The sequence below is a fragment of the Paenibacillus gallinarum genome (genome assembly GCF_014836635.1).
Lineage (GTDB): Bacteria > Bacillota > Bacilli > Paenibacillales > Paenibacillaceae > Paenibacillus > Paenibacillus gallinarum.
The window spans coordinates 888,933-901,031 of sequence record NZ_JACSQL010000001.1; the positions used below are offsets into that span (position 1 = coordinate 888,933).

Sequence of the window (12,099 nt, forward strand, 5' to 3'; positions counted from 1 at the left end):
CCAATGGCAGAGAAGGGCGTGTTTATTAATGCAAGAATCAAATGATAAAACAAAAGAAACGAACAATGAAACTCCAATCGCACCTCAAGAAGAGATCAAAAACAATCCCGTCGTAAATACCATTCAAGAACTAGGAACGACGTCTGTTCCTGTCCCGCCTGGGGAATCAAACATTTTTTGTATGACGATTATCGGCCAGATCGAAGGACATCTTATATTACCGCCACAAAATAAAACAACAAAATATGAGCATTTAATTCCGCAACTTGTAGCTGCAGAGCAAAATCCGCGCATAGAAGGAATTCTCATCATTCTGAATACAGTTGGGGGAGATGTGGAAGCGGGGCTGGCGATTGCTGAAATGATAGCTTCGATGACGAAACCTACCGTTACGGTGGTCATTGGGGGAGGACACAGTATAGGTGTTCCTATAGCGGTCAGCAGCAGCTATTCGATTATTGCGGAGAGTGCTACCATGACGATTCATCCCATCCGAATGAATGGATTATTCATTGGTGTACCTCAGACTTTTGAATATATGGAAAAGATGCAGGAAAGAGTCGTGCGTTTTGTAACTTCACACTCTCGGATAACTGAAGAGCAATTTAAGCAGCTGATGTTTAAGACAGGGGAACTTAACCGTGATATCGGAACCGCAGTTGCAGGCGCTGATGCAGTTGAGTATGGGCTGATGGATGCGGTAGGCGGTATTGGAGACGCAATTAAAGAATTAAATCGCCGTATTCAAGCAGCTAAAGACATGTCTGAGCCGAAAGGATTAACACAATGACGATGTATACGGTAATGCCTACGGAACAGCTTTGGGAAGGTATGTGGAAAGAACAGCTGCCTATGATGGAGATGAGTGTAGCGGGACGTCTAATTCAAGTGATGCCGAAAGATGAAAAAACAGGAATTATCGTGAGAATGTTAAATGGAGGATTATACGACTATTTAGATCCTGCATACTCTCCTGGTAGAGAAATTCCGCTATATTCAGGGAAAATAGAACAAGGTTAACCTTAAAATAATGCCGAAAAAGAACATATGTGCTGTTGTATGTACTTATGGTATAATATTCTTCTGGAGGTGACCTTTTTTGGCCAGAAAGAAGAAAAAGAAAAGAAAATCAACCCTTGGTGGGGTTCTTAAATACGAGATATATGGAATCATTTTGATTACCTTGTCTGTTATTGCCCTCTCTGGTGAGGCCACAGTTGGACGCTCTTTATCCAAGATGTTTGGACTATTACTGGGCAAGTTTTATTTTGTAATCCCGCTTATCGGAATATTTTATGGCCTCATGGTAATGATTCATCGGAAGTGGCCGGCGGGCTGGAATCTTAGAAAAAGCGGCTTGGTGTTGCTTGTCCTTGCTTTGACCTTAATGAGTACAATCTCAGCTATGGAACAGAAGCTTGGTCCGATGGATCTGTTAAATGCATCCGAAGTGATGAATCAGATACATATTGATTTGCAAACCGAACTGTTAAGAGCTGATGAAACAAGTAATGCTTCCATGCTGGGTAGAGATATCAGCGGAGGATACATCGGAGCAGTTGAATACGCTGTATTGTTATGGTTATTTGGCAATATGGGTGCAAATTTAATGATGATTGTTATGTTCTTTATCAGTTTTATGTTGATTACCGGTTTATCTTATGTAGACTTAATACGAATATTCAAAACTCGTGTCCTTCGTTCAGGACGCGCCCTTGCTGCGAAATGGAAATCTTCATCTAAATCAGGGACTACTCGCAAAACGGGTACGAAAAATAAGGCGAAACCCAAACCAAAAGTTATTCCATACCATGATGAAGAGGACGAAGAGGATCAGTATACCGAGGATCTCCCTAGTCGCAAAGCACCTCTATTCTTCCAATTGTTTGGCAATGCGAAGTCAAAGCAGCATGTAGATGATGATTCTGATGTAGATCAGTATCAAGAAGGTGGACAAGAGGTGGTTTACGGATCGGCCTCTTCGGATACGAATCTTCCGTGGGCAGAAGGATACTCGGAGCTCAGTAACTCTTTACCAAAAGATCCAGAAGTGAAACCGGGAGGTGCTGCAAGTTCAGCGCCAATTATTCGGGACTTCTTTGAGAATGTACGTAATGAAAATGCAGTGGAGGAAGATGATCTGGATGATGCTTATCCTTCAGAAGAGAACCTTGCTGTATCTTCAAACGTAGTGGAAGAGTCTGGTTCTGATTCAGATGCAGTCCAATCATCGGGAATCCTATCTAAGGTAGATTCCGGAACAGCAGAAGAATCAGAAGAAGGTGCCATTCAGCAACCGGCTCCACCGCCTAAACCTTATAAGCTTCCACCGTTTAAGTTGTTGTCTAGACCAAGTAACAACGGTAAAGGTGGAGATCAGAATGACTACAAGCAAACTGCTCGTAAACTGGAGGCTACGCTTGAGAGCTTTGGTGTCCGTGCTAAAGTACTTGAAGTCGTTCGTGGTCCAGCGGTAACAAGGTATGAAATTCAGCCGGATATCGGTGTTAAGGTCAGCCGAGTCGTCGGTTTAACGGATGATATTGCACTTGCGCTTGCGGCTAAGGATATTCGTATGGAAGCTCCTATTCCAGGTAAATCCGCCATTGGTATTGAAGTGCCAAATGGAGAGGTATCTGTTGTTACTATGCGTGAAGTTATGGAAACAACGGTCTTCCAGGAAGCCGAATCCAAGCTTTCTATCGCATTTGGCCGTGATATCTCGGGTCAAACGATAGTCGGAAACTTAGCAAAAATGCCCCATCTACTTGTTGCCGGTGCTACAGGCTCAGGGAAGTCCGTGTGTATCAACGGAATCATCACGAGCATTTTGTATAAAGCGAAGCCCGATGAAGTGAAGTTTCTGATGGTGGATCCTAAGATGGTAGAACTTAATATGTACAACGGGATCCCACATCTGCTTGCTCCTGTGGTGACTGACCCGAAACGTGCTTCACTTGCGCTTAAGAAAATTGTTGTGGAGATGGAAAAGCGTTATGAGCTGTTCTCTAAGTCAGGTACTCGGAACGTAGAAGGATATAATAATCTGATGAAAGATAATCCTGCTGCCATCCTTCCTTATATCGTTGTTATTGTCGATGAGCTGGCTGACCTTATGATGGTTGCCGCCAATGACGTGGAAGATGCCATAGCAAGACTTGCTCAGATGGCTCGTGCTGCCGGCATTCATCTTATTATTGCAACTCAAAGACCGTCCGTTGACGTTATTACCGGTGTAATCAAAGCAAACATACCATCCCGAATCGCTTTTGGTGTTTCTTCACAAGTCGACTCCCGTACGATACTCGATATGGGGGGAGCAGAGAAACTTCTTGGTCGTGGGGACATGCTCTTTATGCCAGTTGGTTCTTCTAAGCCGGTTCGTGTACAAGGCGCGTTTTTAAGCGATCAGGAAGTAGAGAATATTGTGAGCTATGTTCGTGACCAGGCAGAGGCAGAGTATGATGAATCGCTTGTACCCGAAATTGATGATACTATGCAACAAGCGGAAGAGATTCAAGATGAGCTATATGATCAAGCTGTACAGATCATCATAGAAGCCAAGCAGGCATCCGTATCCCTCCTTCAGCGGCGAATGAGGGTAGGTTACACTCGTGCTGCAAGATTAATTGATTCTATGGAAGCTAGAGGTGTTATTGGTCCTTACGAGGGCAGTAAACCGAGAGAAGTTCTTATTTCCATGGAACAATTTCAAGCAAACAAAATAAGTTCATAGTACATCTAAGGAGTTCCTTTCCAATGCGAAAGGGGCTCCTTTTTTATGTTCCTATTTACGATTTCCACTCTTTAACATGTTTTCTACTATGACTAAACGTGAATAGGAACAATAACTGCTAAACATAATAAATGTAGCCAACAAGAGAACATTAAAGAAAGGTAGATTCTACAATGCGAAAAATCAATCTTTGGATCCTCGCCGGCGTGATCTTACTATCGGCTTCTTCATATCGTCTGATCCTGATGACAAATGAAGAAAAGGCAGAAATGAAAATCGAGCAAAATGCCGAAGCAGTCCCTACGTTCAGTCAAAACCTGGTTACATCTGGTGCCTATGGACAGGATGTATATGAACTTCAAGGCCGGCTTAAGTATCTTGGTTACTACTACGGTAAGATTGACAGCCACTTTGGACCCAAGACTCTAGGTTCCGTTAAGTGGTTTCAATCGGAATTTGGTATCCCAGTGGATGGTGTAGTTGGTGCAAAGACAAAACTTAAACTGTACAACGCCACTAAAGACTGGCGTCCAACTGAGCCAGGACCAGGGCAAGCGACTGGAGGCAACTCTTCTGCGGGTACTAACTCGGGAGGTAACAGTAGTAACAATGGAAGCAGTGGGAATAACAATATGGGGAGTACCAATTCCCTGGGACTTACGGAAAATGAGATTAAAATAATGGCTAATGCTGTTTACGGAGAAGCTCGTGGGGAACCTTTTGAAGGACAAGTAGCAGTAGCTGCTGTCATATTAAACCGCGTTGAATCACCACAGTTTCCAAACACTCCGTCGGGTGTCATTTTCCAACCGGGTGCGTTTACGGCAGTAGCAGATGGACAGATCTATCTTGAACCGAATGAGCAAGCGCGGAAAGCCGTAATGCAAGCCTTAGATGGATGGGATCCATCAGGAGGATGTCTGTACTACTTCAACCCGAAAACAGCAACTTCTAAATGGATATGGTCTAGACCTCAGGTAAAAACGATTGGTCAGCATATATTCTGCATGTAAGTTATAGAATGGGATGGATAAGGATCTATTGCATTTCGGAAAGCAACAGCTAATTACTTAATAAAGAATGTATGGACAGCAATCGGCGGATTTCCCTCCGGTTGCTTCTGTGCTTTTGAATGAGTTAGAATGAAATCATACTAGGAAAATTAATGAAAAAAATTATGACGTCGTAAAGGGGTTTTGAAACTTGACTAATACAGGATTCGAACGCGGCAGCAATCAGCATATTCGCATTCATGTGCTGCCTACCAAACGCTTTAAGACGTTTGCCATATCTCTGTATGTGGGCACGCCGCTTAAAGAAGATACGGTAACCAGTACAGCACTGATCCCATTCGTTTTGCGTAGAGGAACATCATCATATCCAGAGACAATCCAGTTTCGTGAGCAGTTAGAAGAGCTATACGGAGCAGGATTCGGTTTTGACGTATACAAAAGAGGAGATCATCAAATTATCCAGTTCCGTATGGATACCATTAATGACTCCTTTGTTCAAAGCAGTGATAAACTGCTTGACAGGTCCTTTGCTTTTCTTGGCGAAGTGGTTACAAGCCCTGCGAAAGAAAACGGTCATTTCCGCTCTTCCTATGTCCAACAAGAGCGAGATACCGTTCGGAAAAGACTAGAGTCCATTGTAAACGATAAAATTCGTTACGCAGGAGAGCGCTGTATTGAAGAGATGTGTAAAGGAGAACCCTACCGTCTTCATCCTTTAGGAGAACGTAAAGATCTTCCGGGAATTGAACCAGAAGGGCTTTATAGGTCTTATGAACAGTGGCTCCAGAACGCGGGAATGGACCTATACGTAGTAGGAGACACCACACTCGAAGAAGTAGAAGAGCTCGTAGAGAAGTATTTTCATTTGAATCGCAATACTTCATTCGAGTATAAAACGGAAGTGAGTAGTCGTCAGCACCGCGAAGTACAAACCGTTGTTGAGAAGCTGAATGTAAATCAGGGGAAACTGAATATGGGTCTTCGAACATCCATTACATATGGAGACGACCAGTATGCATCTGCCTTAATGTACAATGGTATTTTGGGCGGATATCCTCACTCCAAACTGTTTGTTAACGTAAGGGAGAAACATAGTCTTGCTTACTATGCTTCTTCGAGATATGACGGTCATAAAGGTATTGCAACGATTCAATCAGGAATCGAGATCCCCAATTACGAGCAAGCGGTAGAGATTATAACAAATCAATTATCCGATTTAAAAGAAGGTAAAATCTCTGACCTGGAGATGAACCAAACGAAGGCGATGATTCGTAATTTGCTTAAGGAAATCGGAGATTCCGCATTTGAGATGATTTCTTATGATTTCAACCGTCAATTGTCAGGTAAAGAACGTACAACGATGGAACTGCTTACGCAAATCGAGTCCTTAACGAAAGAAGATGTTCAGAAGGCAGCGGAAACGTTCCAGCTGGATACCATTTATTTCTTGAGAGATCAGAAGGGGGAATGACCGGTGGAGAGCATACGATATGAACATCTACAAGAAACTTTGTATTATGAAGTAATGGACAACGGTCTTTCTGTATATGTACTACCTAAACCCGGGTTTGAAAAAACCTATGCTACCTTTGCTACGAAGTTTGGTTCTGTAGACAACCATTTTCGAGTAGAGGGTAAGGAGGAGCAGCAAGTACCGGACGGGATCGCTCATTTTTTGGAACATAAAATGTTTGAAGAGCCTGAAGGCGATATTTTTGCTAAGTTTGCATCTCATGGTGCTTCTGCGAATGCATTTACAAGTTTTGATCAGACCGTATATTTATTTTCAGCTACCGAAAATATTAACGAAAATATCGAGACACTTGTGAATTTCGTGCAAAATCCTTATTTTACAGATCAAAATGTAGAAAAAGAAAAAGGGATTATCGGTCAGGAAATTAATATGTATCAGGATAATCCGGATTGGCGCGTTTATTTTGGATTAATCGAAGCCATGTTCCAGAAACATCCGGTGCGGATTGACATTGCTGGTACGAATGAATCCATCAGCACGATTACTAAAGAAACGCTATACGATTGTTATAATGCGTTTTATCATCCGAGCAACATGCTTCTCTTTGTAGTCGGTGGAGTTAACCCAGGGGAAGTCATGGACCTCATTCGTAACAATCAGGCCCAAAAGAATTATGAGAAGCAAGGAAAAATAGATCGTCTATTTGAAGAGGAACCTCTTGAAGTAGGTCAGAAACGCCGGGAAGTAAAACTTGCGGTTTCTTTACCCAAATGTTTATTTGGATTTAAGGAACTAAGTAAAGGCCTCAGCGGTGAGGAATTGGTTCGAGAGGATTTAACCACACGATTGATGCTTGATTTATTGTTTGGTTCAAGTACTGAATTGTATCAGAAACTTTATGATGAAGATTTAATATCAGATGGTTTTGGGCATGAGTATAATAGTTCAGCTCAGTATAGCTTTTCCGCTGTGGGCGGAGATACAAAAGATCCTGATCTTTTGTTAGAACGTGTTCGTACGGAAGTTGAAGCGATGCAGCAAAAAGGGTTTGACCAAAGTCACTTTGAACGGACTCGCAAGAAAAAAATGGGTGGATACTTGCGTATGCTTAATTCCCCTGAGAGTATTGCACATGAATTTACTCGTTATCAATTCCGCGGCGGTGATTTATTCCGTGTACTGCCTATTTATGAATCCATTACACTTGAAGATGTAAATCGTCGTCTTAGAGAACATATTAATTGGGATCAGCTGGCCGTATCTTTGGTGGTGAGTCCTTAACATGGAGAGAGAAACCGGATCCTTTATGAAGCCTATACTCGATACAACGGTTCTGGTTACAGGAGCAAGCAGGGGAATTGGAGCTGCCATAGCTAAGCGTTTTGCGTCTGTTGGAATGAATGTAGTTATTCATTATATGAACTCTCATGAAGCAGCCAACGAAGTCGCAAGGCAGTGTATGGATTTTGGTGGAAGAATTATGACCGTCAGTGCGGATTTAACCAGCAAAGAACAAATCGAGCGTATGGCCCAAAAATTAAAAGATTATGATATGATTCCTGATATTCTGGTAAATAACGCCGGGATTTCTCATTATGGTTTGTTGTCCGATGTGACGGAAGAAGAATGGGACCATGTCATGGCGGTTAATCTGAAAGGCACTTTCCTCTGTACACAAATGTTTATGCCGGATATGATCTCCCAGCGGTATGGCCGAATCATTAACGTCTCATCGATTTGGGGGATTTCAGGGGCCTCTTGTGAGGTTCTATATTCAGCGACTAAGGGAGGCATCAATGCCTTTACGAAAGCGCTGGCCAAAGAACTGGCTCCCTCTGGTGTGACGGTGAATGCAGTGGCTCCAGGTGCCGTGGATACAGATATGATGAGTTCTTTTGACGAAGAGGAAAAGAGAACGTTGGAACAAGAAATTCCAGCAGGGAGACTAGCTAAACCAGATGAAATTTCTTCATTGGTATATTTTTTAGCACTCCCTGAGTCTGGTTATATTAATGGACAGATTATTTCGCCGAATGGCGGCTGGCTGACCTAGAACACAGTAAATTAATTCCTTGTATAAGGAGTACGCACCTTGCTCATATTAACTACTGCTCACTTTAAATCTCATGAGTAATGCTAAGGAGGATTTAATGATGTCAACAGTAGTCAGTAATTTTGATGCATGGAAAAAATTTCTGGGTGATCGTGTAGTGCAGGCCGAAAAACTCGGTATTAGCGAAGATGTCATTAACAAACTTGCTTACGAAATCGGTGATTTTCTTGATGAAAAAGTCGATCCGGCAAACCCATCCAACCGCGCATTAAAAGAACTATGGGACGTGGGTAATGAGGAAGAGCGTCGTACAATTGCTAAGCTCATGGTCAAATTGGCTAAGAAAAACGCATAGTGGCGCACGGAAGAGCTCCCGAAAGGGAGCTTTTCTGTAATTGTTACATCCTTGGTTCTTGTAATTCATTTTTATTTTATATATCATTAGTAAGACCCATGTTTGATGGATTCAGATCCAAACATTTTCTGCTCGGGGAATGACTGATTATGTCGAATATTGAGGAATAAGCTTCAGAGGTGTTAATATGGAGTACAAACAATGGTATATGGAGTACAAAATACATAAGAACAGACCTGGACTCCTTGGTGATATTGCTTCCATGCTTGGAATGCTTGAAGTAAACATTTTGACTATTAATGGTGTTGAAGGAAAAACAAGAGGGATGCTTATCGAGTCAGATGATGATGAGAAGATCCAACTTTTAGGTCAAATGTTGAAAAAAGTGAATAACATTACGGTAACAGCTCTTCGTGCGCCACGACTTGTGGATATACTCGCGGTCAGACATGGCCGATATATTGATCGTGATTCAGATGATCGTAAAACTTTTCGTTTTACTAGGGATGAACTTGGGTTACTTGTTGACTTTTTGGGTGAAGTATTTAAGAAGGAAGGAAATCAGGTTATTGGTCTGCGGGGAATGCCGCGTGTAGGAAAAACGGAATCCATTATCGCCGGAAGTGTATGTGCGATGAAACGATGGACGTTTGTATCGTCTACCCTATTGCGCCAAACCATACGTAGTCAAATGTCTGAGGACGAAATGAACCCAAATAATGTTTTTATTGTCGACGGGATCGTGAGTACAATTCGTTCTAATGAGAAACACTATAATTTGCTGCAAGAGATCATGAGCATGCCGAGTACGAAAGTAATTGAGCATCCTGATATTTTCGTGCAAGAATCTGAGTATGACTTTAATGATTTCGATATTATCATTGAACTTCGAAGCACGCCAGACGAAGAGATTATATATGATACGTTTACTGCAAATTATACCGATGATCTGTAAAGGTGCAGCGATAATTTAAAGAAATGTGTTTTTTATAAATGAAATACATCTTGGATAAGACAAAAAAAGAGGAGGAATTCGCATGTCTGAACTGGGTCAGCAGTTGAAAGAGGCCCGGCTGCAAAAGGGACTAAGCCTTGATGATGTTCAAGAAATGACGAAGATTAGAAAAAGGTATCTTGAAGCAATCGAATCCGGAGATTATAAAGTCCTCCCTGGTAGCTTTTATGTGCGGGCGTTCATTAAAACCTACGCTGAAACGGTAGGATTGAATCCTGATGAGTTGCTGGAAGGTCATAAGAAAGATGTTCCTGATTCAGAACAAGAAGCTACAATGGAACCGGTTATTACGAAGCGTTCCAGCCGTCCGGCATCGGAGCGTAATAACAAATGGTTGTCTACTGTATTACCTTGGACTTTTTTGGCTCTCATTCTAGTTCTAATTTACGTTTATGCGGTCAGAGACAACGGTAATAAGCAAGCTGAGATACCGAGTGATCCTGATACGGAACAGTTTACCTCACCCGTAAATGAAACGCCAACACCACCTGAAGACGAAGGAGTTGCGGGCGAGAATACAGAGGAGCCAGGTACCGATGTAGGTGGTGGAGATCAACAAGATCCAAGCGATGGAGAAGATACTCCGGCTGAAGAAGAACCTACGGAGGAAGAGCCTGCCGAAGATCCAACTGAACAGCCAGTGACGATTAAGCAGAGCGGTAAAGCAGGTAATATTACGATCTTTGACGTTGCTGGCGGTAGTGCCGATGAACCGGTGAAGGTTGTAATTAAAGCTTCAGGTCTTAGCTGGATGGAAGTATATGCAGGTGAGAACTCTAGTGGTGAGAAGTTGTTCAGAGATAACACGGCAGAGGGGCAAACCTACAGCTTTGATCTTGGACCAGAAGGAATGTACATTAAGTCTGGTTATGCTCCTGCTACGGAAATTACCGTTAATGGTGAAGTAGTTACCGATGGCAAGACGACGAATCGGATTCGTTTAGAGCGTGTGGAAGGATCAAGTTCTGATCAGAGCAATACTGCAGGCGAAGATGAATCTTCAGATTCTGGCGAGTAATTGCCTACTCTAACATGTACAGCGAAATGTCGCTGTACATGTTTTTTCGAGTAAGGTTTTCTGACAAGACTTTGAAAAGAGATTCGATTTATGTACCCTATTCTAATATAATGTTACATAGGGCATCATGATTAATGAAAGGAAGTGGATAACATGAGTGAAAGTTCATTTGATATTGTATCCAAATTAGATTTGGCGGAACTAACGAACGCCGTAACCCAAGCAGAGAAAGAAATTGCGAGTCGTTACGATTTTAAAGGTAGTAAGAGCAGTCTTAAAATAGAGAAAGATGCGCTTATTATCGTTTCTGATGATGAATATAAACTAGGCGCAGTTATTGACGTTTTACAATCAAAAATGGTCAAAAGAGGTCTCCCGCTAAAAAATCTTGACTATGGCAAAATTGAGCCTGCTTCGATGGGGACAGTGCGTCAGCGTCTTGGTTTTAAACAAGGAATTGATCAGGATAACGCTAAAAAAATCAATATTCTGATTCGTGACTCGAAGCTGAAAGTCAAGAGCCAAATCCAAGGGGATCAAATCAGGGTTACGGGAAAAAGTCGAGATGATCTTCAAGCGATTATACAATTGCTGCGCTCAAGTGATTTGCCTCTTGATCTTCAGTTTACAAACATGAAGTAAAACAAAACATGAATTCATGAGTAAATCTTGTACGTTTTCATGCTCTCCATATATTAATGTTTATTTAATATACAAGAGTAGCTTAAATAGAGATGTTGAGATTTACATTACATATCTCATGAATGACAAAAGACATAGAGGGGATTTGCTACCATGCAAATCTCCAAGTACGATCTAAAGGGGAGGGCGTCTTTCTTGAATTTACCCAACCGAATCACATTAGCAAGAATTTTCATGATTCCGGTCATGATGATGTTTTTGCTAGTTGATTTTGATTTCTATCCATCTCCAATCCAGTTTGGTGACTATTCTCTTCCTTATAATCAGCTCATTGCTGTGATTATTTTTATCGTAGCTGCGAGTACAGATGGAATTGACGGATACATTGCGCGAAAACACAATTTGGTTACCAATCTTGGTAAACTACTCGATCCTCTTGCAGATAAACTTTTAATTACAGCCGTGCTGGTTTCCTTAGTTGAAATGGGTAGTGTACCCTCATGGATGGCAGTTGTTATCATTAGCCGTGAATTTGCGGTAACAGGATTACGTCAGGTAGCTCTCTTGGATGGTTCCGTTGTGGCTGCTAGCTCTTGGGGCAAGGTGAAAACGGTAACTCAAATTATCGCAATTTCCCTTTTATTATTGAATAATTTCCCGTTTGCTTTTATATCCATCCCTATGGATGTCATTTTCATCTGGCTGGCAACCATCGTGACTCTGTACTCTGGAATCGACTATTTTGTTAAGAACAAGCATCTTCTTCGTCAAAATTAAGCTTAAACCTAGGCGT

12 protein-coding genes are annotated in these 12,099 nt (G+C 41.9%); all 12 read left to right on the plus strand.

All coding sequences use genetic code 11. The features are described from left to right. Positions 1 to 28 precede the first annotated feature (28 nt). The 12 genes from H9647_RS04320 (at position 29) to pgsA (ending at position 12,083) form a co-directional block, all read left to right on the plus strand. Positions 29 to 790, plus strand: coding sequence for a ClpP family protease (locus H9647_RS04320; RefSeq protein ID WP_191798478.1), 762 nt, complete (start codon positions 29 to 31; stop codon positions 788 to 790). Positions 791 to 792: 2 nt separating this feature from the next. After that, positions 793 to 1,020 carry a YlzJ-like family protein gene (locus H9647_RS04325; protein ID WP_225229030.1) on the plus strand — a complete coding sequence of 76 codons (228 nt, stop codon included), beginning with the start codon at positions 793 to 795 and terminating at the stop codon, positions 1,018 to 1,020. Between the two features lie 79 nt (positions 1,021 to 1,099). Beyond that, complete coding sequence (locus H9647_RS04330; protein ID WP_225229031.1) at positions 1,100 to 3,736, plus strand: FtsK/SpoIIIE family DNA translocase; 2,637 nt, start codon at positions 1,100 to 1,102, stop codon at positions 3,734 to 3,736. A 173-nt stretch (positions 3,737 to 3,909) separates the two neighbouring features. Beyond that, a complete protein-coding gene (sleB, locus tag H9647_RS04335; RefSeq protein WP_191798480.1) occupies positions 3,910 to 4,749 on the plus strand; it encodes a spore cortex-lytic enzyme in 840 nt (279 codons plus the stop codon). Positions 4,750 to 4,939: 190 nt separating this feature from the next. Then, the gene (yfmF, locus tag H9647_RS04340) at positions 4,940 to 6,220 is read left to right on the plus strand and encodes an EF-P 5-aminopentanol modification-associated protein YfmF (RefSeq protein ID WP_191798481.1); all 1,281 of its coding nucleotides are present in this window, start codon (positions 4,940 to 4,942) and stop codon (positions 6,218 to 6,220) included. A 3-nt stretch (positions 6,221 to 6,223) separates the two neighbouring features. After that, a complete protein-coding gene (gene yfmH / locus H9647_RS04345; protein ID WP_191798482.1) occupies positions 6,224 to 7,504 on the plus strand; it encodes an EF-P 5-aminopentanol modification-associated protein YfmH in 1,281 nt (426 codons plus the stop codon). A gap of 1 nt (position 7,505) precedes the next feature. Continuing rightward, positions 7,506 to 8,276, plus strand: a complete 771-nt coding sequence (ymfI, locus tag H9647_RS04350) for an elongation factor P 5-aminopentanone reductase (RefSeq protein ID WP_191798483.1) — start codon at positions 7,506 to 7,508, stop codon at positions 8,274 to 8,276. Between the two features lie 100 nt (positions 8,277 to 8,376). After that, positions 8,377 to 8,631: a DUF3243 domain-containing protein gene (locus H9647_RS04355; protein WP_191798484.1), complete on the plus strand. Its 255-nt coding sequence runs from the start codon at positions 8,377 to 8,379 to the stop codon at positions 8,629 to 8,631. 187 nt (positions 8,632 to 8,818) lie between these two features. Beyond that, positions 8,819 to 9,586 (plus strand): DUF3388 domain-containing protein, encoded by a 768-nt coding sequence (locus tag H9647_RS04360; protein WP_191798485.1) that lies wholly within the window; start codon positions 8,819 to 8,821, stop codon positions 9,584 to 9,586. Between the two features lie 82 nt (positions 9,587 to 9,668). Further along, a complete protein-coding gene (locus H9647_RS04365; protein ID WP_191798486.1) occupies positions 9,669 to 10,664 on the plus strand; it encodes a helix-turn-helix domain-containing protein in 996 nt (331 codons plus the stop codon). Between the two features lie 153 nt (positions 10,665 to 10,817). Further along, the gene (locus tag H9647_RS04370) at positions 10,818 to 11,306 is read left to right on the plus strand and encodes a YajQ family cyclic di-GMP-binding protein (RefSeq protein WP_191798487.1); all 489 of its coding nucleotides are present in this window, start codon (positions 10,818 to 10,820) and stop codon (positions 11,304 to 11,306) included. A 195-nt stretch (positions 11,307 to 11,501) separates the two neighbouring features. Continuing rightward, positions 11,502 to 12,083 (plus strand): CDP-diacylglycerol--glycerol-3-phosphate 3-phosphatidyltransferase, encoded by a 582-nt coding sequence (pgsA, locus tag H9647_RS04375; RefSeq protein ID WP_191798488.1) that lies wholly within the window; start codon positions 11,502 to 11,504, stop codon positions 12,081 to 12,083. Positions 12,084 to 12,099: the final 16 nt, after the last annotated feature.